This window comes from Caldovatus aquaticus, assembly GCF_019458025.1.
Taxonomy (GTDB): domain Bacteria; phylum Pseudomonadota; class Alphaproteobacteria; order Acetobacterales; family Acetobacteraceae; genus Caldovatus; species Caldovatus aquaticus.
Genome location: NZ_JAHZUY010000006.1, coordinates 13,511 through 33,485 on the forward strand (window position 1 = coordinate 13,511; position 19,975 = coordinate 33,485).

Here is a 19,975-nt window from a genome sequence, read left to right on the forward strand (position 1 = left end):
GGGTCGGCCGGCGATGCTCCGCTGCGGCCGCGCGGCAGGATGCGCTCGCGAGGAGGCTGCATTTTCACCGATTTTTGATGGGTGGGAAGGGCGATCGCATGAATGTTTGTTGGAAAAAATCATCATTCTATTATCGTTCGTCCCTGGGGTTGTCAGTATTACTGAAATCAAAAATGCAAGAGGCCGGATCTGATATGGTCAATTCCTTACGGAAAATCGAGAAATCCTGCAATCATCTTTAGTACTGTCTTGACAATATGGCGCATGTTTCCGTGTTTCTGAAAGAATCCCGATACATATTCCATGATCGGATGAGAAGTTCGTTCCCGCCAGCGCATCCCGGCGACGTGCCGTCCGCACCGGTGCCGGCACGGCTGGCCGCGGCAGCGACGAAGACCCGGCAGGCGCACCGCCAGGAGGTCAGCATGTCGCCCACACCGCAGGTCGGCACGTTCGCCGATCCGCGCGATGCGCCGGAACCGGCCGGGACCCTCGGCGCAATGCTGCGCGAGAGCATGGCCCGCCACGCCAGCCGCGTCGCGCTGTGGGTGGACGGGCGCGCGGTCACCTACCAGGAACTGTCTGCGCGCGCCGCAGCCATCGCCGGCGCGCTCGCGGAGGCAGGCCTGGCGGGCCCCGGCCGGCGCTGCGCCGTCCTCGGCGCGCGAAGCCTCTCGGCCTTCGCCGGCGTCGCGGGCGCGCTCCTCGCGGGCTCGGCCTACGTGCCGTTGAATCCGCGTCATCCCGCAGCGCGGCTCGCGCAGGCGCTCGCGGCGGCGGAGGCGGACGCGCTCGTCGTGGACGTGCGGTCGGCCGCCGCCGCACGCGAACCGCTGGGCCTGACGCGGCACCCGGTCCTGGTGCTGATGCCGGATGCGCCGGCGCCGCCCGCCTGGGGCGCGACCCTGCCGCACCACCGCTTCCTCTGCGGCCGCGACCTGACCGGGACGGGCGCCGGCGCCCTCCGCCCTGGCAGCCCGCAGGACGGCGCCTACCTGCTCTTCACGTCCGGCAGCACCGGCGCCCCCAAGGGCGTGCTCGTGCGCCAGGCGAACGTCGCGGCGTATCTCCGCAGCGCCGCGGAGCGGTACCGGCCGGGGCCGGAGGACCGCTTCACCCAGCTCTTCGACCTGACCTTCGACCTCTCGGTCCATGACCTGTTCCTGTGCTGGGGTGCCGGCGCCGCGCTCTATTGCCCCCCCGAAGGGGCGAGGATGGCGCCGCGCGAGTTCGTGCGCCGCAACGCGCTCACCTTCTGGTTCTCGGTGCCCTCGACCGCGGCCTTCATGGCGCGCCTGCGCCTGCTGCGCCCGGGCGACTTTCCGACCCTGCGCTGGAGCCTCTTCTGCGGCGAGGCGCTGCCCAGGCGGATCGCCGAGAGCTGGGCCGCTGCCGCGCCGAACTCGCTGATCGAGAACCTCTACGGGCCGACCGAGGCGACCATCGCCATCACCGCCTTCCGCCTGCCGCGCGACCCCGCGGCCATCGCGCGCCTGCCGGACATCGTGCCGATCGGCACGCCCCTTCCCGGCCAGCAGGCGGTGGTGCTGCGCGAGGACGGCAGCCCCGCCGCCGCCGGCGAGGACGGCGAGCTCTTCCTCGGCGGCAGCCAGGTGGCCGACGGCTACTGGCGCCGTCCGGACCTCACCGCCGAGCGCTTCCGCCCCCCGGCCGGAAGCGCGCCCGGGACGCAATGGTACCGCACCGGCGACCGCGCCAGGCTCGCCCCCGGGCACGGTCTCCTCTTCCTCGGCCGCATGGACCGCCAGGTGAAGATCGGCGGCCATCGCGTGGAGCTGCAGGAGGTCGAGGCGGCGCTGCGCCATGCCGCGGGCTGCGACAGCGCGGCGGCGATGGCCTGGCCGGCGGACGAGGACGGCTTCGCCCGCGGCATCGTCGCCTTCGTCACCGAGGAGGCGCCGGCGAACGAGACGGTCCTCGACGCCTGCCGGCGGAGCCTGCCGCCCTACATGGTGCCGTCCCGCGTCCACCGGGTCGCCGAATGGCCGGTGAACGACAACGGCAAGACGGACTACGCCCGCTTGCGGCGGATGGTGGAGTGACGGCCGTGCAGCCAGATGCGCAGACGACCGAGCGGACGGACGACACGATCCTGCGGCTCCTGACGGAGGCGCTCGCGCGGAAGCTGGGCGAGGCCGGCATCCCGGCGGCCGGGATCGGGGAGGAGACCGACCTCCTCGACCTCGGGGTCATCGACTCGCAGGGGCTGCTCGACGTCATCCTCGAGGTGGAGGAGAGCGGCGGCCGCACCTTCGACCCGCTGCGCATCGATTTCGAGACCGGCATCACGCTCGGCAAGCTCGCCGGCGCGTTCGCCTGAGGCGCGGGAAGCGCGGCTCCGCCGGCGGGGCGGCCTGGAGGCGGGAAACATGGAGTTGCGGCTCGCGCAGCTCGACGGAACCAACCGGGCAGCCTTCGAGAGCCTGTTGCCGGACACCTGGGACCAGGAGCTGGAGCCCGGTTTCGCGCGCACGCTGATCCGCTGGCGGTTCCACGAGCGCCCGCCGGGCAACGCCGCCTGGCTCGCCTTCGATGGCGAGCGCTGCGTCGCCATGCTCGATTCCTTCCTGCGGCCCTATCTCCTCGACGGGCGGCGCATCCTCGTGCGCGAGACCTGCGACTGGTTCTGCCTGCCGCAGTACCGCCCGCTCGGCCTCGGCCTCCGGCTGATGCGCGAGATCATGGCCGGTCCGGAGCCGAGCCTGTCGATCGGCGGCACGGAGGCGACCCTGGCGATGCTGCCGCGCCTGCGCTGGACGCCCCTGCCGGAGGTGCAGAAGTACGTGCTGCCGGTCAGGGTGCGCAGCCTCGCGGGCTCGCTGCTGCGGCGGAAATGGCCGGAGCGGGAAGCGCTCGCCAGGGCCATCCCGGGCTTCCTTCCCCTGCGGCCGCTGCACCGGGCGCCCCCGCCGCCGGGCGTCGCCCGGGTCAGCGAGTGGCGGCCGGGGACGCCCGCGCCGCTCCCCCTGCCGCAGCGCGGCGGGCTGGTGCAGCTTCTCGAGCAGGCCGATCTGGACTGGATCGCGAGGACGCCGCCCGATTTCGCGCGGCCGCTCGGGCTCGCCTTCCTCCTCGACGGACGGCCGGTCGGCTTCTCGCTCTCGCAGCTCGAGCCCGTGGCCTCCGGCTTCGACGGAACCATCGTGCACCTGCAGATCGCGCACGATGCGCAGCCGGTGGCCGACTGGATCGTCGCGGAGACGGCGCACCGCCTCGCGGCGCGCGGCGCGGGGATCATCCGCTGCGGCGCCTCCGGCCCGGAGAAGGTGGCGGCGCTCCGCCGGGCCGGCTTCGTCGCCAGGCAGGGGCTGCCCAGCTACTGGTGGCCCGGGACGGGCGCGCCGGCTCCCGCCGCTCTCGATGCGGGGTACCTGCGGGCCAACGACGCGATGCCCTTTTTCTCGCTGCGGGGGCGGCGTCTGGGCGGCCGGGGGCGGCCCCCGGCCCGTTCGGCCGCGTGACAGCCGGCGGAAGGAGAGGAGGCGATGCTCGATCTCGGTGGCGCGCTCGAAGTCTTCACCACCTGTCCGCAGTCGAAGGAGTTCCCGGCCGCCGACTACCTGCGCCGCGCGCTGGAGGTCTCGGCCTGGAGCGACGAGGCCGGGTGCGCGGGGATGCTCATCTACACCGACAACGGCATCGCCGATCCGTGGCTGGTCGCGCAGGCCGTGCTGGAGGGAACGCGCCGGCTCTGCCCGCTCGTCGCCGTGCAGCCGGTCTACATGCACCCCTACGCGGCCGCGAAGATGGTCGCCTCGCTCGGCTTCCTGCACGGGCGGCGGATCTGCCTCAACATGCTCGCCGGCGGCTTCCGGAACGACCTGCTCGCGCTCGGGGACGAGACGCCGCACGACGACCGCTACGCGCGGACGATCGAGTACACGCTCATCATGCGCCAGCTGCTGGAGGCCGACCGGCCCGTCACCTTCGAGGGCCGGTACTACAGGGTCCGCGGCCTGCGCGTGACGCCCGCGCTGCCGGCCGAGCTCTTCCCGGGCCTGCTGATCTCCGGCTCCTCCGCGGCGGGCCGCGCCGCCGCGGCGGCGATCGGCGCGACCGCGATCGAGTACCCGCGGCCGCCGGCCGAGGCGGCCGCCGGCGAGGAGGCCTTTCCCGCCGGGCTGCGGCGCGGCGTGCGCATCGGGATCATCGCGCGGGCGGACCCGGAGGAGGCCTGGCGCGCCGCCTGGGAACGCTTCCCCGCGGACCGTCGCGGACGCCTCGCGCACGGCCTGGCGATGCGGACCAGCGACTCGGTCTGGCACCGGCAGCTTTCGGACCTCGCGCGGGAGGCGGCGGCGCAGGAGAATCCGTACTGGCTCTGGCCGTTCGAGAACTACAGCACCTTTTGCCCCTATCTGGTCGGCGACTACGGCACCGTCGCGGCCGAGGTCGCGCGTTATCTCGGCCTCGGCGCCTCGGCCTTCATCCTGGACATCCCGCGGGAGCCCGGCGATCTGGAAGCGGCGGGCATCGTGTTCCGCGCCGCGCTGGAGAAGGCGGCAACGCCGCGGGCGCCGCCGGACGGCTAGCGGCGGAAGCGCGGCGCCCGCGGCCGCGCGATGTCCCGAACCGGGACCCCGGCCGGCAGCAGCAGGGCCGGCGCCGGCGGGCGGCGCGCCCCGGAACGCATGCCGCGTCCCTCACGCGAGCGCGGGTTCCTCGGCAAGAACTTCGGCGAGCGCCGGCGCGTCCGGATCCTCGGCAGCCAGCGGGTCGCGCGGCAGCACGCGATGGCGCAGCGCCATGCGGGCGAGGGCGAGGCGCCGGCCGTCGCGCAGCCGCGCCGCCTCCCACGCCATCGCCGCGGCGCTGGTCACGTGGTAGAGCGCGGAGGCCGCCTGGCGCGCGAGGGCGTGGTCCCGCTGCGCCGCCTCGGCCAGCGCCACGGCGCGGTCCAGCGCGGGCAGCGCCCCGGGCAGTGCCTCGCCGTTGCCGAGCAGGCCGCGCACATGCGCCGCCAGCACCGGCAGCGCGCCCTCGCGCGCGGCGGCGCGCAGCACGTCGAGCGCGACGATGTTGCTCGTGCCCTCCCAGATCGAGCCGAGATGGGCGTCGCGCAGCAGGCGCGGGTCGGGCCACTCCTCGATGTAGCCGCAGCCGCCGCGCACCTCCATCGCGTCGCCCGTCACCCGGCGCGCGTCGCGGCAGGCGCGGAACTTGATCAGCGGCGTCAGGATGCGCAGCAGCGGGTAGGCGCCCGGCTCCCCGGCGTCGCTGCGCCGCAGCGCCTCGGCGGTCTGGAACATCATGCTGCGCGCCTGCTCGGCCCGGACCAGCATCTTGCCGAGCTGGCGGCGCATCAGGGGCAGCTCGATCAGGCGCTGGCCGAAGGCGACGCGGCGGCGGGCGACGAACAGCGCCTCCGTGACGGCGCGGCGCATCAGCCCCGCCGCGCGCACGCCGTTGGAGAGGCGCGAGTTGTTCACCATGTCCGCCATCTGCTTGAAGCCGGCCTCGGGCTCGCCGACCAGCCAGGCGACAGCGCCCTCGAGGCGGATCTCGCCGCTCGCCATCGAGCGGGTGCCGAGCTTGTCCTTCAGGCGCACGATCCGGTAGCGGTTCGGCATGCCGTCGGGCAGGGTGCGCGGCAGCAGGAACAGCGATACGCCCTTGAGGCCGGGCGGCCCGCCCTCGCGCCGCGCCAGCACCATGGCGAGCTCGGCGTCCGGGTTGGAGCAGAACCACTTGTCGCCGGTCAGCGCCCAGGTGCCGTCGGCGAGGGGAGCGGCGCGCACGGCGGTGGCGGCGATGTCGGAGCCGGCGCCCTGTTCGGTCATGAACATCGCGCCCTGGTGCAGCGCGTCGAGGTCCTGGCTGGTCAGCGCCGGCAGGTAGCGGGCGACGAGGGCGGGGTCGCCGAACTTGCGCAGGGTGCGCGTCAGGCTGTCGGTCATGCTGACCGGGCAGCAGAGGCCGAATTCCGCCTGCACGAAGAGGTAGGTGAGGGCGTACTTCACCGCCGGCGGCATCGGCTCCGGCCAGCCCAGCACGCCGCCGCGGTGCGACATCGCCGCGAGGCCGTACTCGGCGAAGGCGATGCGCTCCATCTCGCGATAGGCGGGATGGTATTCGATGCTCTGCGCCTCCTCGCCGGTGCGTGTGCGGTGGCGCAGGACCGGCGGGTTGCGGTCGGCGGTCGCGGCCAGCTCGTCCAGCGCGCCCCCGGCGAGGGCGCCGAGGCGGTCGAGATGCGGCTCGAGATGCGCGACGAGCGCCGCCGGCAGGTAGAGCCCGAGCAGACGGCGCAGGTCCGGGTCGGCCCGGTAGAGGTTGATCCCGCGGCTGTCGGGCACCGCGGCGGCCCCGGTCGGCGGGGGGAGGGGAGGGACATGCATGGCGCCGTGTTCCCTAGCGGCCTTTCCGTCGCGTGGCGGCTTCACTCCGGCACCGCCCGCTCGAGCAGCGGCGCGTGCTGCCGGCCGCCAGGGGCGTCGCCGTCGTCGAGGTCGCATTGCATCCGCGGGCGGAGGAGGGTGATCGTGATCGCCAGAGCCGCGCCGCGCGCGAGATTCGCGGAGGCCCGGGCCGGGCAGAGCGGTGGCGGCGGGGACGCGGCTCCGGTCGCCGGCGCGTCCCCCGCCGCGCGGCGGGCGAACTCTCCGCCGCGTCCCGGATCCGGCGCCGCTTCCCGCCCGTTCCGCTGCAGGCGCTGCCCGCGCGTCGCGCCGCGCTCCTGCTCGGCATGGCCTTCGGCATCGCGTGCGTTCTCCGGGCCCCTGCGGCACGCGGGGCCCCGCCACCGCCGCCGCGACTCTCGGCCCGCCCAGCGGCCGCGTCAATCGCGCGGCTCCCCTTGCCGCCGGCGCTACCCGGTGCGAGGTTCGCGGCGCAGGGGAGGGAGGCGCGTGGGGGGCATCGCCCGGAGGCTCGGCCGAACCCCGCTGCGCGCCACCCGATGCCGGAACCCGCCGCGATGCTGCTGCGCCTGATCGACCGCCTCGAGACCTTCGGCATGGCGTTCTTCTTCTCCGCCGCCCTGATCGCCGGCGTGGCGCAGGTGGTCGCGCGCTACGTGTTCAACGCCGGCGTGGTCTGGTCGGAGCAGGCCTTCGTCAAGTTCACGGTCTGGGCCTGCCTGATCGGCGCCGCGCGCGCCGTGCGCGACGGCCTGCACGTGCGCGTGGACCTGTTCCTCGACCGGCTGCCGCCGCCGGCGCGGCGCGCGGCGGAGCTCGCCAACCTCGCGATCAACCTCGCCTTCTGCGGGACGATGCTGTGGGCGGCGCTCGGCTACCTCGACTTCCTGATCGCGGTCGGCACCACCAACGTCGAGTCCGGCGTGCCGGAGTGGGTCGCCTACCTGGTCACGCCGCTGTTCCTCGCGCTGATGTGCGTGCGCTACGCCGCGCTGCTGCCGGCGACCCTCGCCCCGCCGGGCGGCAACCCCTGGCAGCCCGACGGCCCGCCCCCGCCGGCCCCCGCGGCGCGCTGAGCGGGAGGCCGCGCGCCGATGTCCGCCGCCGTCGCCACCGCCGTCGGCCTGTTCGTGCTGCTCGCCGTCCTCGGCGCACCGATCGCGGTCACGCTCGGCGCCTCCACCCTCGTCGCGCTGCTGCTGTTCGACCCGATCCCGCTGCCGCTGATCGGCCAGAAGATCCTCTCGAACATCGACAGCACGACGCTGATGGCGGTGCCGTTCTTCTTCCTCGCCGCCGCCTTCATGGAGACGGGCGGGATCGTGCGCCGCCTGGTGGCGCTGGCCCAGGCGCTGGTCGGGCACTGGCGCGGCGGCATCGGCATGACGGGCATCCTCGCCTGCATGTTCTTCGCCGCGATCTCCGGCTCCTCCGGGGCGACCGTCGCGGCGGTGGGCGGGATCATGATCCCGGCGATGATCCGCCAGGGCTACTCGCGGCGCTACGCGGTGGGCTCGATGACCACCGCGGGCTCGCTCGGCATCCTCATCCCGCCCTCGATCCCGATGGTGCTCTACGGCTTCCTCACCGAGACCTCGATCCCGAAGCTGTTCGTCGCCGGCGTCCTGCCGGGGATCGTGTTCGGCCTGCTGCTGATGGCGCTCGCGCGCCTCCTCGCCATCCGCGAGCGCGTGCCGGTCGCCCCGCGCCTGTCCTGGGCGGAGCGCCGCGCCGCCTTCCGGGACGCGCTGCCGGCGCTGAGCTTGCCCGCATTGCTTGTGGTCGGCATCTACGGCTTCCCGGCCTTCGAGGTCCTCGGCCACCGCGTCGGGGGCGGCGCGATCTTCACCCCCACGGAGGCGGCGGTGGTGTGCACCGCGCTCGCGGCGCTGATCGGCACGCTGGTCTACCGCGACACCACCCTGGCCGGGCTGCTCCGCACCATGCTCGCGGTGACGCCGCGCGTCGGCATGATCTTCTGGATCACCACCATGGCGATCCTGTTCTCCTTCTTCCTGACGCAGGAGGGGGTGCCCGCCGCGCTCGCGCAGTGGCTGGTCGAGGTGCGGATGCCGCAATGGCTGTTCCTGCTCCTCGTCAACGTCGTCCTGATCGTCGCCGGCATCTTCATGGACGGCGTGCCGATGATCCTGCTGTTCATGCCGATCCTGTTCCCCGCGGCGGTGGAGCTCGGCGTGGACCCGCTGCACCTCTGCATCATCGTGGTGGTCAACATCGAGCTGGCGCTGATCTCCCCGCCGGTCGGGATCAACCTCTACGTCTCCTCCACCATCGCCAACGTCCCGCTCCACGAGGTGGTGATCGCCTCCCTGCCGTGGGTGGCGGTGGCCTTCCTGATGCTGCTGCTCGTCACCTACGTGCCCTGGCTCTCCACCTTCTTGCCGGGCGTCCTGTTCTAGGGCGATGCTCGGGCCAGCAGACTCACCGGGAGGGAGCCCGCCATGACCGTCCCCCGCCGCGCCGCGCTCGGCGGCCTCGCCGCGCTCGCCCTGGCGCCCTGCGGCGCTGCGCGTGCCCAGGCCGCGACGCGCATCGTCATCAACAACGACACCCAGGCGACCTCGCTGAAGGGCCAGACCTGGGAGCTGTTCAAGCGCGAGATCGAGGCCGAGCTCGGGCCGCGCGTGCAGGTGCAGCTCCACCATTCCGGCACCCTCTACGACCAGCGCGGCCAGGTGCAGGCGCTGCAGCTCGGCGCCATCCAGTTCATCGCGCCGGTTGCCGGCATCTACGCCGCCACCGCGCCGAAGCTCGCGGTGCTAGGCCTGCCCTACCTGCTGCCGACGCCGCGCGCCCTGCAGGCGGTGATCGAGGACGAGGACCTCTCGCGCGCCCTGTTCGGCGAGCTGCGCGCCAAGGCGATGGAGCCGGTCGCCTTCTGGCTCAACGGCCACCGCGACGTCGGCCGCCGCGGCACGCCGATCCTGCGTCCCGCCGACATGCGCGGCGTCAAGATCCGGGTGCCCGCCGGCGCCAACTACGTCGAGGCGTTCCGCCAGCTCGGCGCCAACGTGGTGACGATCGACTGGGGCGAGGTGCCGACCGCGCTCGCCCAGGGCGTGATCGATGCGGTGGAGCCGGTGGCGAACGCCTGGCTCGCCAGCAAGCTCTACGAGATCGCCAACCACATCACCCGCATCGGCTACGTGCTCGACTTCTACGTCGTCTGCACCAACAAGGCCTGGTGGGAGCGCCTGCCGGCGGCGACGCGCGAGGCGGTGCGCCGCAGCCTCGGCAAGGCGACCGAGTGGAACTGGGCCAACACCGAGCGCATCAACGAGGAGGCCTATCAGCGCATCGCCACGCTCGGCGCCACCGTCCACGCCCTCACGCCCGAGCAGCGCGCCGAGTGGCGCGAGGCGATGCGCCCGGTCTGGGCCCGGCTCGGCAACCCGCTGCTGGGCGAGGAGGTGATGCAGCGCCTGGCGCGGATCGGCGAGACGCATGGCTGACCGGAACGCGGCGCGGCCGCCGGTCCGCCGGCCGGCGGCCGGCAGCGCCTTGACGCGGCGCGCCGCGATGCCGTCTTAAGCGGCGCAACGCGTCGGATCGGACCTCGCGAGGAGGAGAACAGGCATGGTCGAACCCCTCCGGCGGACGGTGCGCCCGCGGCCCGCGGCGCAGCGCGGCGGCGAGCGGGCGGCGGATCGCGCCGGGCCGCCCCGCCGGGCCGGCGCCTCCCGCCCGGTGCCCGCCGCGCCATGAGCGACGCCAGCGACGACCCCTACGCGCTGCTCGGCGTCGCGCGCGACGCCTCGGCCGAGGAGATCAAGAAGGCGTACCGGAAGCTCGCGCGCAAGCTGCACCCCGATCTCAACCCCGGCGACAAGGCGGCGGAGGAGCGCTTCAAGAAGATCTCCGCCGCCTACGACCTGCTCAGCGATCCGGAGAAGCGCGCCCGCTACGACCGCGGCGAGATCGACGCGACCGGCGCGGAGCGCCCGCAGCCGCGCCGCTTCTGGCGCGAGCACGCGGGCACGGCGGACGACCTCTACGCCTCCGAATCCGCCTTCGCCGACATCCTCGACGCCGACGACCTGCTCGCCGCGATCTTCGGCCGCCGCGCCGCCGGCGCCCGGACGGGCGGGTTCGAGGGCAGGATCCGGATGCGCGGCGCCGATCTGCGGGGCCGCCTGCACCTCGACTTCCTCGAGGCGATCAACGGCGCGACCAAGCGCCTGGTCCTGCCCGACGGTTCGGTGGTGGACGTGCAGGTGCCGCCGGGCGCGCATGACGGCCAGGTGCTGCGCCTGCGCGGCAAGGGTCAGCCCGGCCTGGGCGGCGGCCCGCCCGGCGACCTGCTGGTCGAGCTCGAGGTCGGCGGCCATCACCGCTTCACCCGCCGCGGCGACGACATCCATTTCGAGCTGCCGGTGAGCCTGGTCGAGGCGGTGCTCGGCGCCAAGGTCGAGGTGCCGACGCCGGCCGGACCGGTGATGGTCACGATCCCGCCCTGGAGCAACACCGGGACGGTGCTGCGCCTGCGCGGCCGCGGCGTGCCGCGCCCGGACGGCACGCGCGGCGACGCCTACGCCGAGCTGCGCATCTTCCTGCCCGACAAGCCCGACCCGGAGCTCGAGGCCTTCGCGCGCAACTGGGCCGCCGGCCGCGCCCACAATCCGCGGGAGGGGAGGGGATGATCGCCCGCGCCGAATTCCTGCTCCGCGCCGGCATCGCCGAGCGGACCTTCGAGGCCTGGATCGAGGCCGGCTGGATCGGCTCCGGCCCGGACCTGTCCGAGGCCGAGCTCGCGCGCGCCGCCCTGATCCGCGACCTCACCGAGCGGCTCGGCGTGAACGAGGAGGGGGTGGACGTGGCGCTCGCCCTGCTCGACCAGATCCACGGGCTGCGCCGGGCGCTGCGGCAGGTGGGGGCGGCGCTCGCCGCGCTCCCGGAGCCGGCGCGCGCGCAGGTGCTGGCGGCGCTCCGCGGCGAGGCCCGCGAGGACGAAGGCTGAGGGCGGCGTGGCGGCCTACCGCCTGGCGCTCGACGCTGCGGCGCTGGCGCGGCAGGCGCGGTGGAACCGCTGGCAGTCGGCCCTCCTCCTGCTCGGCCTCACCGCGCTCGCGGCGCTGACCGGGCTGGTGGTGGCGGGGCCCGGCGGATTGGCGATCGCGGCCGGCCTGGCGCTGCTGCTGATGCTGTTCGATCCGGCGCCGGGCGGGGCGATGTTCCGCCGGCTGCTCGGCGGCGTGCCGCTGCCGCCAGAGGCGGCGCCGGAGCTGCACGCGATGGTCCGCATCCTGGCGCGGCGCGCCGGGCTGCCGCGGGCGCCGGCGCTGTTCCTGCTGCCTTCGCCCTCCCTGCTCCAGGCGATGGCGGCAGGCGACAGGGCGCGGCCGAGCATCGCCCTGACCTATGCGCTGCTGCGCGCGCTGCCGCCGCGCGAGCTCGCCGCCGTGCTGGCGCACGAGATCGCCCACATCCGGCATGGCGACGTGCAAGTGATGCGGCTCGCGGCGGCGGCCGCCTCGCTCACCCGCCTGATGGGCGCGCTCGGCGCCGCGCTGCTGCTGCTCTGGCTCCCGGTGCTGCTGGCCGCGGGCGAGGCGCCGTCGCCCGCCGCCATCCTGCTGCTGATGGCGGGGCCGGCGCTGGGCGACCTGCTCATCCTCTCGCTCTCGCGCCGGCGCGAGCTGCTCGCCGATGCCGGTGCCGTCGAGCTGACGGGCGATCCCGCCGGGCTCGCCGCGGCGCTGGCGCGGCTCGACCGGCTGCAGGGCGACGACTGGGAACGCCTCGCCAGCCGCAGCGGCGCGCGCTGGCTGCGCTGGTTCCGCACCCACCCCACGATCCGCGAGCGCATCGCGCGTCTCTCCGAGGCGGTGGTGGCGGTGCCGGTCGCGCCGCGCGCGGGCCGGATGCTGCCGACCGGCCTGCCCGGATGGGCGGAGGACGGCACCGCGCCGCCGCGGGGGCCTCTCGCCCAGCGCCTGGCGCGGCGCTGGCTGCTCTGATCCGCGCGCCGGCCGGCCGCCCTGCTCAGGCGCCGCCGCGATGCCCCGGCGGGCGCTCTTCCTCCTCCGTCGGCACGGGGATCGCCGCGACCTCGGCCCAGAAGTCCCGCACCGGTTCGGGCAGGGCCCGCGCCAGCTTGCCGACCTGTCCGGGATCGAGGTGGTGCGCGAGCACGCGGAGGACCGCCTGCGCCGCGTCCCGCGCCGCCACGGGCCGCGTCCCGGCAAGGCCCTCCTTCACGCGCTCGAGGAAGGCCTCCAGCGTGCGCGCCTTGTCCGGGTGCCGGCTGGGATCGAAGCCCTCGTAGTAGAGGCCGCGGACGAGCAGCGGCAGCTGCGCGCCGACATGCGCGGCGAGATCCGCGGGAACACGGTCGCGCAGCGCGTGGAGCACGGCGCCGAGCGCCCGCCAGGCGAGATGCCGGTCCGGGCCGAGCCGTGCCTCGATCTCGCCGAGCCAGACATGCGTGATCTGAAGCGTCCTGTCGAAGACCTCCAGTCCGGCGCTTGCCATCGCTGTCTCCCTCGCCTCCCGCGCCGGCCCCGGGGCGAGCGGGGTAGCGCGGTCGCGGCACGAACGCGCCCTGCCGCCCGCCAGTTTGCAACGAAAGAAAAAATATATCCGTCCTGTCAAGGTCGGCGCAGCGGGCCTGCCGGGGGCGTGCGCGCCCTGCGCGTCGGGTTGCGCGCGGCTGCGGGGCCCCTCGGCTTCGAGCGCCGCCCGCTCGCGGCTGGCGACGGCCGCGACGATCGGCTCGCGGCCCCCGTCGCGGGAAGGGCGGCCGCACCTACGGCGCCGCGAGCGCGCGCGCCGCCTCGCGCACCGGAGCGCGGTCGAGGGCGAGGATCGCCTGCCGGGCGCGTTCCGCCCGCGCGGAATCGAATACCGGGCCGGCGGCGGCAAGGAACTTCGCCGAGACCTCCGCCTCGCCGAGCGCCCGCTCCCCGGCGCTGCGGTTGACGCGCACATGCCGCCGCAATCGCCGCCCGTCGCGCAGCTCCACCTCCACCCCGCCCGAGAAGTAGGTCGGGAAGGCGGTCTCCGGGTCCGCTTCGCAGCGTGTGCGCGCGCAGAGGGCGAGGACGCGCGGATCGGCCAGGGCCTCCGGCGCCAGTCCGGAAGGCCGAAGCGCCCGCGCAGCAGGCAGGTGGCGATCACGAAGGGCGCGCTGAACTTCGCGGCGTAGTCGCTCTGCGGCCGGGCCTTCTCCGCCGCCGGCTCGGCGACGATCGGGAGCGTCGGGCCGGGAAGCAGCACCCGGATCGCGCCGACCGCCGCCCGGCGCGGCCGCGCGAAGCCTACCGGCCGCGCGCGGAAGGCGTCAACGCGGCGCCCGTCCCGCCGCGCGTCGCGCTCAGCGCAGCGGCCAGGGCAGGTCGGTCGCGGCCTGCAGCAGCCCGGCCGGGAAGTCGAGCACGAGGAAGTGCGCCGAGACCAGCAGCAGGGCGCAGGCGGCCGCGGTCAGCGCCAGGGCGGTCGGCCAGGAGCAGCGCGCGGCGCGGCGCAGGAAGGCGAGGAAGAAGACGATGTTGGCGAGGAAGAACCCGACCAGCGCCGAGAGCGCGACCAGCCCGGCGATCCAGCCGAGGTGGGTCCAGAACCCGCCGAGCTGCGGATCGGGCTGCGCCTCCGCGTCGTGCAGCAGCCCGCCCGGGTGGCCCGCGAAGCCGAGGCGCAGCACTACCGGCACGCTGAGCAGCAGCATCACCGCGGCCACCGTGGCGGGAAAGACCGCGCCGAGGAAGCTGTGGCGCAGCGAGTCCGCCAGCACCGCGGCGAACAGCGCCACCGGCACGAGCGCGAACAGCGCCTGCGCGCGGCGGGTCTCCATGGCCCGCGGCGTCTCCTCCTCCGCCTCGGCCAGCCTGCGCTGGCGAATGCCGAGGGCGACGGCGGCGACGACCAGCGCGGCGATCGCCAGCACGCCCGGGCGCAGCAGGAAGGACCAGCCGTGGAACTGCACCGCCTGGTAGAGATAGGTCTCCATCGGCTGCGCCAGCACGAAGCCCACCACGAAGGGCGGCCGCGGCCAGCCGTAGCGGCGCATCAGCAGGCCGAGCACGCCGATGCCGAGCAGTAGCACCAGGTCGGCGAGGTCGCGGCTGGTGTTGAACGCGCCGAAGCAGACCACCATCACCATGAAGGGCGCGATCAGCCCGAAGCGGATCACGGTCAGCCGCGCGATCAGAGGCGAGGTGAGGAAGCACAGCGCCGTGCCCATCACGTTCGCGATTGCGAGCGACCAGATGATCGCGTAGGTCAGGTCCAGGCGGTTGCCGACGAGCTGCGGCCCGGCCTCGAGCCCGATCAGGGTCATGCCGCCGAGGAAGACCGCCATCGTGCCCGAGGAGGGGATGCCGAAGAACAGCGTCGGCACCAGGGCGCCGCCCTCGCGCGCGTTGTTCGAGGCTTCGACGGCGATCACGCCGCGCACGTCCCCCTTGCCGAACTGCCCGTTCCTCTCGGTCTGGATCGCGTGGCCGTAGACGATCCAGTCGGTGACGCTTCCGCCCAGGCCCGGGATCGCCCCCAGCACGCTGCCGATCGCCGAGGTGCGCACCAGCAGCCACCAGTGGCGCAGCGTGTCGCGCAGGCCGGCGAGCCAGCCGCGGCCCAGCTCCGCCGTCTGCGAGATCGCGCCGCCGCTGCGCGCGAGGTCCACGATCTCCGGCAGGGCGAAGATGCCGAGCACGAGCACCGGCAGCGGCAGCCCGTCCGAGAGGTAGATGGTGCCGAAGTCGAGCCGGTATTCCGAGGTCGCCGGCGCCGCGCCGACCGTTCCCAGCGCGAGCCCCATGCCGCAGGCGATCAGGCCCTTGGCGAAGCTCCGCCCCGCCAGCACCCCGACCATGGAGAGGCCGAGCACCGCCAGCATGAACAGCTCCGCGGTGCCGAGGGCGAGGATCAGCGGCCGCGCCACCAGCACCGCGCCGGTCAGGATGACGGCGCCGACGATCCCGCCCACCATCGAGGCGATGAAGGAGGCGGAGAGCGCCCGCGCCGCCTCGCCCCGCCGCGCCATCGGGAAGCCGTCGAGGATCGTCGCCTGGCTCGCCGAGGAGCCGGGGATGCCCATCAGGATCGAGCTGAAGGTGTCCGCCGTAGCCGCCACCGCGACCAGGCCGACCAGCATGGCGAGCGCCGCCACCTGGTCGAGTCCGTAGATGAAGGGCAGCACCAGCGACAGGCCGGCGAGCCCGCCCAGCGCCGGCAGCACGCCGATCGCGTAGCCGATGCCGACCCCGAGCGCCATGTACATCAGCCGCTCGGGGCTCGCGAGCGCGAGCAGCGCCGACAGCAGCGCGTCGATCACGGCCGCACGGCCCCGGCGCGGCGCTGGAGCGGCGCGCTCACAGGCGGTGGTTGAAGCGGCGGAGCAGCCAGTCGCGCACCCACTCGCGCGTGGCCTCGTTCATGGTGGTGGCGGCGGCGTAGGCGCGTTCGCACGCCTCGCCCGTCACCTCGTCGTACTCGCCGATCACGGTGCGCCGTTTCTCGAGGTATTCGGGATCGGCGAGCGTCCTGGCGAAGGCGGAGCGGTAGGCGTTGAGGATCGCCGCCGGGGTCTCCTTCGGCAGCACCACGAATTTCTGTGCCGCGAAGCCGGCGACGAACAGGGTCCGCCACGCCTCCCAGGCCGGGCCGGAGGGCGGGGCGCCGAGCGCGGCGGTGGCGAACTCGGCGAAGTGCGGCAGGTCGGGGAAGTTCGGGTCGCGCGTGAGCTCGCCCTCTGCGTTCAGCGCGCCCCAGGACCACAGCGGCACCGCCTTGCCCTCGCGCACCAGCGGCATGACCTGGGCGTTGAAGGCGGAGGTGGTCTGGTAGTCGATCGGCGTCTCGCCGCGCTCGAAGGCGAGGCGGCCCGCGCCGCGCCCCTGCATGCCGAACACGATCTGCACGTCGAGGCCGAGCACCTCGAAGGCGAGGGCGGGCACGATGTCGAGCGAGGTCGGCCCCTGGCTGCCGTATTTGAGGCCCGGGGACGCCTTCAGCTTCGCGAAGTCGGCGACGCCGCGCACCCCGAGCTCCGGCCGCACGTAGAGCACGCCGCCGGTGGGGCCGGCGAGCACCGGCGCCCAGGCCTTGTAGTCGTAGCGCACCCGCGGATCGCCCAGCAGGTAGGGGAACTGGATCGAGCCGGTGGTGCCGAGGATCATCAGCCCGTCCGGCCGCGCCCGGGCGGCGAACTGGTTGGTGCCGTTGATGCCGCCGCCGCCGGTGATGTTGCGGACGACGATGGTCGGGTGCCCGGGCAGGTAGCGGCTGAGGAAGGGCAGGTGGAACCGCGCCCAGGTGTCGGAGCCGCCGCCCACCTGCAGCGGAATGATCCATTCGATCGTCTTGCCGGCGAAGTCTTGCGCCCGCGCCGCCCGGCCCGGGGCGAGCGCCCCGGCGGCGCCCCATGCGGCCGCGCCGAGCAGCAGATCGCGGCGGCCCGGCCGCCCTTCTGGCGTGACGAAGCTCATCGGCGTCTCTCCCGCTTGCCCGCGGCGCGGCTGCCGCCGCCTCCGGCCGGGGCGCGGCCGGAGCGCGGCCGGTCCGGCGCCGCGCCGAAGAAGCGCAGGAACCGGGCCAGTGTCTCCTCCGGCGCGTGTTCCGGCACGTAGTGGCCGCACGCGAGCGGGGCGCCAATAACATCCTCCGCGTAGTCGCGCCAGATGGCGAGCACGTCGCCAAAGACCCGCCCGGTGTGGCTCCGCTCGCCCCACAGCACCGGGGTCGGGCAGGCGATCCGCCGGTCCCGGTCCGCCTCGTCCATCGCCCGGTCGAGCGTCGCCGCGGCGCGGTAGTCGGCGCAGGAGGCGCGGATCGTCTTCGGCGTGAAGCGGCGCACGTATTCGGCGTAGGCCTCGGGCGCGGAGATCGAGATCCCGACGTCCGGGCGGCCCATCGTGCGCTCCATGAACCACTCCGGCGGCACGGACTCCATCATCCGCTCCGGCAGGCCGTTGCCCTGGGCCATGAACGGCCAGTGCCAGGAGCCGAGCGCCCACTCCGCCGAGGCGTTCCGCCAGATGTGCCGGCTCGGCAGGATGTCGAGCAGCACCAGGCGCTCCACCCGCTCCGGATGGTCGAGCGCCATGCGGTGCGCGGTGCGCGCGCCGCGGTCGTGGCCCGCGACCATGAAGCGCTCGTGGCCGAGCGCGCGCATCACCTCGACCTGGTCCTCGGCCATGGCGCGGAAGGTGTAGGCGGCGGTATCCGAGGGATCGGGGCCGACGCTGTCGCCATAGCCGCGCAGGTCCGCCGCGACGACGTGGAAGCGCTCGGCGAGCCGCCCCGCGATGCGGTGCCAGGCGACATGGGTCTGCGGGTTGCCGTGCAGCAGCAGGAGCGGCGGTCCGCTGCCGCCGTGGCGCAGATGGATGCGCGCGGCGCCGCCCGCCGTCGCGATCTCGGTGCGCGCGAAGCCCTCGAACATGCCGTCCCCTCCGCCGGCCGGAGCGAGCGGCGCCGGGCGCCGGCGAAGAAAGAGTGACACGCGCCGCCCGCGATCGGTAGAAGGGACGACCACAAGAAACCGGACCGCTGCACGGAGGGATCGTCCCATGCTCGGACGCCGCGGCTTCTCGCTCGCCGCCTCGCTCGCGCCGCTCGCCGCGCCCCGTCCCGCCGGCGCCCAGGGCGCTCCCTGGCCGGGGCGGCCGCTCCGCATGGTGATCCCCTGGCCGCCGGGCCAGGCGACGGACCTGATCGGTCGGGTCGTCGCCCAGTTCCTGACGGCGGCGCTCGGCCAGCCGGTGGTGCCGGAGAACCGGCCCGGCGCCGGCGGGCAGATCGGCACCGACGCGGTGGCCAAGGCGGCGCCGGACGGCCACACCCTGCTCGCCGCCTCGATCGGCCCGATCACCTTCCAGCCGCTGGTGCAGCGCACGCCCTACGACGTGGAGCGCGATCTCGCCCCGGTCGCGAGCTTCGGCGCCGCCCCCTACATGCTGCTGGTGCGCCCGAGCTTCCCGGCGACGGACGCGCGCTCCTTCGTCGCGCACGTGAAGGCCAATCCCGGCAAGTACAGCTACGCCTCCTCCGGCACCGGCGGGGCGCAGCACATGGTGACGGCGCTGTTCAACGCCCGCGCCGGGCTCGAGGCGCTGCACGTGCCGTTCCAGGGCAGTGGCCCGGCGATGGCCGCCTTCCTCGCCGGCCACGTGGACTACGCGATCGAGACGCCGGCCGGCGCCGGCGCGCTGGTGCGCCAGGGCCAGCTCCGCCCGCTCGGCCAGACCCTCGGGCGGCCGAGCGCGCTCCTGCCCGGCATCCCGCCGCTGGCCGAGGCGGCCGACCTGCCGGGCTACGACATCGGCGGCTGGAACGGGCTGATGGTGCCCGCGGGCACGCCGCAGCCGATCGTCGCCCGCCTGCTCGCCGAGGTGGAGAAGGGCCTGGCGACGCCCGAGGTGCGCGAGCGCTTCGCCGCCATCGGCTTCGAGGTGGCGCCGCGCGGCCCCGACGGCTTCCGGGCGATGCTGCGCGAGCTGCGGGAGGCGTTCGGCCCGCTGATCCGCCAGCTCGGCATCCGCGCCGAATGAGCGGGGCCCGCGCGAGGCGAGGGAGCGCGCGATGACGAGCGCCGAGTCCGGGATCGCGACGCTGCGCGCCATGCTCGTCGCCGCGCGCCGCGCCGTGGTGTTCACCGGGGCCGGCATCAGCACCGAGTCCGGCATCCCCGACTTCCGCAGCCCGACCGGCATCTGGACCCGGATGCGGCCGATCTGCTTCCAGGATTTCGTCGCCTCCCCCGCGATGCGGCGCGAGGCCTGGCGGCGCAAATTCGCCACCGATCCGGTGCTGCGCGCGGCGCAGCCGAACCGCGGCCACCGCGCGGTGGCGCGGCTCGTGCGCGAGGGCAAGGCGAGCGCCGTCATCACCCAGAACATAGACGGGCTGCATCAGGCCTCCGGCGTTCCGGAGGACAAGGTGATCGAGCTGCACGGCAACGCCACCTACGCGCGGTGCCTGGACTGCGGCATGCGCTACGAGCTCGAGCCGCTCCGCCTCGCCTTCGAGCGCGACGGCGACGTGCCGGACTGCGCCGCCTGCGGCGGCCTGGTCAAGACCGCGACCATCAGCTTCGGCCAAGCGATGCCGGAGGCGGCGATGATCCGCGCCGAGGCGGAGACACGGGCCTGCGACCTGTTCCTCGTCCTCGGCTCCTCGCTCGTCGTCTATCCGGCGGCGGGCTTCCCGGAGATGGCCAAGCGCAACGGCGCGCGGCTGGTGATCGTGAACCGCGAGGAGACGCCGCTCGATGGCATCGCCGACCTCGCGATCCGTCACGGCATCGGCGAGGTGATGGGCGCCGCCGTCGGCAACAGCTGAGCGCCGCGCCGGGCGGCGCCGGCGGCCGGCCGCGTGCCGGCGGACCGCTCGCCCGGGGCGCGCCGGCGGCGCGCGCCGCAACCGCTGTGGGTGGCCAGGGGGCGTGCCGGGGAAGGGATGGTGGGCGCGGCAGGGATTGAACCTGCGACCCCCCGCGTGTGAAGCGGATGCTCTCCCGCTGAGCTACGCGCCCGAGGGGACCGCACGGATAGGTGCGCGGCCGGCGCAAGTCAAGCGCGCCGGCCGCGGCGCCGCGGCCGCCGTCCCTCCGCCGCGCTTGACTCGGCGCGGGGCGC

At 74.5% G+C, this 19,975-nt stretch carries 18 protein-coding genes and 1 tRNA gene; 12 read left to right on the forward strand and 7 right to left on the reverse strand.

Features of this window, described 5'->3' with window-relative positions; genetic code table 11:
• Positions 1-425: 425 nt before the first annotated feature.
• The 4 genes from K1J50_RS04225 to K1J50_RS04240 are packed head-to-tail and all read left to right on the forward strand — an operon-like array spanning position 426 to position 4,553.
• Complete coding sequence (locus K1J50_RS04225; protein ID WP_220116193.1) at positions 426-2,063, forward strand: amino acid adenylation domain-containing protein; 1,638 nt, start codon at positions 426-428, stop codon at positions 2,061-2,063.
• The gene (locus K1J50_RS04230) at positions 2,060-2,341 is read left to right on the forward strand and encodes a phosphopantetheine-binding protein (RefSeq protein ID WP_220116194.1); all 282 of its coding nucleotides are present in this window, start codon (positions 2,060-2,062) and stop codon (positions 2,339-2,341) included. Before K1J50_RS04225 ends, K1J50_RS04230 begins: the two co-directional genes overlap by 4 nt.
• 49 nt (positions 2,342-2,390) lie before the next feature.
• Entirely contained in the window at positions 2,391-3,482 is a 1,092-nt protein-coding gene (locus tag K1J50_RS04235) for a hypothetical protein (RefSeq protein WP_220116195.1), read from the forward strand.
• Positions 3,483-3,506: 24 nt separating this feature from the next.
• Positions 3,507-4,553 carry an LLM class flavin-dependent oxidoreductase gene (locus K1J50_RS04240; protein ID WP_220116196.1) on the forward strand — a complete coding sequence of 349 codons (1,047 nt, stop codon included), beginning with the start codon at positions 3,507-3,509 and terminating at the stop codon, positions 4,551-4,553.
• Between the two features lie 111 nt (positions 4,554-4,664).
• On the opposite strand, the gene K1J50_RS04245 is transcribed toward K1J50_RS04240, so the two are convergent.
• Positions 4,665-6,359, reverse strand: coding sequence for an acyl-CoA dehydrogenase family protein (locus K1J50_RS04245; protein ID WP_220116197.1), 1,695 nt, complete (start codon positions 6,357-6,359; stop codon positions 4,665-4,667).
• A 560-nt stretch (positions 6,360-6,919) separates the two neighbouring features.
• Here K1J50_RS04245 and K1J50_RS04250 point away from each other — a divergent pair.
• From K1J50_RS04250 to K1J50_RS04275, 6 genes are all read left to right on the forward strand, one after another.
• Positions 6,920-7,456, forward strand: a complete 537-nt coding sequence (locus K1J50_RS04250; protein WP_220116198.1) for a TRAP transporter small permease — start codon at positions 6,920-6,922, stop codon at positions 7,454-7,456.
• A gap of 18 nt (positions 7,457-7,474) precedes the next feature.
• Entirely contained in the window at positions 7,475-8,800 is a 1,326-nt protein-coding gene (locus K1J50_RS04255) for a TRAP transporter large permease (RefSeq protein WP_220116199.1), read from the forward strand.
• Positions 8,801-8,842: 42 nt separating this feature from the next.
• Positions 8,843-9,853: a TRAP transporter substrate-binding protein gene (locus tag K1J50_RS04260; RefSeq protein WP_220116200.1), complete on the forward strand. Its 1,011-nt coding sequence runs from the start codon at positions 8,843-8,845 to the stop codon at positions 9,851-9,853.
• A gap of 249 nt (positions 9,854-10,102) precedes the next feature.
• Positions 10,103-11,041 (forward strand): DnaJ C-terminal domain-containing protein, encoded by a 939-nt coding sequence (locus K1J50_RS04265; RefSeq protein ID WP_220116201.1) that lies wholly within the window; start codon positions 10,103-10,105, stop codon positions 11,039-11,041.
• The gene (locus K1J50_RS04270; protein WP_220116202.1) at positions 11,038-11,358 is read left to right on the forward strand and encodes a chaperone modulator CbpM; all 321 of its coding nucleotides are present in this window, start codon (positions 11,038-11,040) and stop codon (positions 11,356-11,358) included. Before K1J50_RS04265 ends, K1J50_RS04270 begins: the two co-directional genes overlap by 4 nt.
• Before the next feature lie 7 nt (positions 11,359-11,365).
• On the forward strand, positions 11,366-12,358 hold the full coding sequence (locus tag K1J50_RS04275; RefSeq protein ID WP_220116203.1) for a M48 family metalloprotease: 993 nt from the start codon (positions 11,366-11,368) through the stop codon (positions 12,356-12,358).
• 25 nt (positions 12,359-12,383) lie between these two features.
• On the opposite strand, the gene K1J50_RS04280 is transcribed toward K1J50_RS04275, so the two are convergent.
• From K1J50_RS04280 to K1J50_RS04300, 5 genes are all read right to left on the reverse strand, one after another.
• Positions 12,384-12,872: a DUF2267 domain-containing protein gene (locus K1J50_RS04280; protein ID WP_220116204.1), complete on the reverse strand. Its 489-nt coding sequence runs from the start codon at positions 12,870-12,872 to the stop codon at positions 12,384-12,386.
• A gap of 274 nt (positions 12,873-13,146) precedes the next feature.
• Positions 13,147-13,506, reverse strand: coding sequence for an MmgE/PrpD family protein (locus K1J50_RS04285; protein WP_220116300.1), 360 nt, complete (start codon positions 13,504-13,506; stop codon positions 13,147-13,149).
• A 207-nt stretch (positions 13,507-13,713) separates the two neighbouring features.
• Positions 13,714-15,672: a tripartite tricarboxylate transporter permease gene (locus tag K1J50_RS04290; protein ID WP_220116205.1), complete on the reverse strand. Its 1,959-nt coding sequence runs from the start codon at positions 15,670-15,672 to the stop codon at positions 13,714-13,716.
• Between the two features lie 37 nt (positions 15,673-15,709).
• On the reverse strand, positions 15,710-16,825 hold the full coding sequence (locus tag K1J50_RS04295) for a Bug family tripartite tricarboxylate transporter substrate binding protein (protein ID WP_220116206.1): 1,116 nt from the start codon (positions 16,823-16,825) through the stop codon (positions 15,710-15,712).
• On the reverse strand, positions 16,822-17,781 hold the full coding sequence (locus K1J50_RS04300; protein ID WP_220116207.1) for an alpha/beta fold hydrolase: 960 nt from the start codon (positions 17,779-17,781) through the stop codon (positions 16,822-16,824). Before K1J50_RS04300 ends, K1J50_RS04295 begins: the two co-directional genes overlap by 4 nt.
• 127 nt (positions 17,782-17,908) lie before the next feature.
• On the opposite strand from K1J50_RS04300, the gene K1J50_RS04305 reads away from it, so the two are divergent.
• Both K1J50_RS04305 and K1J50_RS04310 read left to right on the forward strand, forming a co-directional pair.
• Entirely contained in the window at positions 17,909-18,889 is a 981-nt protein-coding gene (locus K1J50_RS04305; RefSeq protein WP_220116208.1) for a Bug family tripartite tricarboxylate transporter substrate binding protein, read from the forward strand.
• A gap of 31 nt (positions 18,890-18,920) precedes the next feature.
• A complete protein-coding gene (locus K1J50_RS04310; RefSeq protein ID WP_220116209.1) occupies positions 18,921-19,679 on the forward strand; it encodes an SIR2 family NAD-dependent protein deacylase in 759 nt (252 codons plus the stop codon).
• A gap of 118 nt (positions 19,680-19,797) precedes the next feature.
• Here K1J50_RS04310 and K1J50_RS04315 read toward each other — a convergent pair.
• Positions 19,798-19,872: transfer RNA gene (locus tag K1J50_RS04315), tRNA-Val, on the reverse strand.
• Positions 19,873-19,975: the final 103 nt, after the last annotated feature.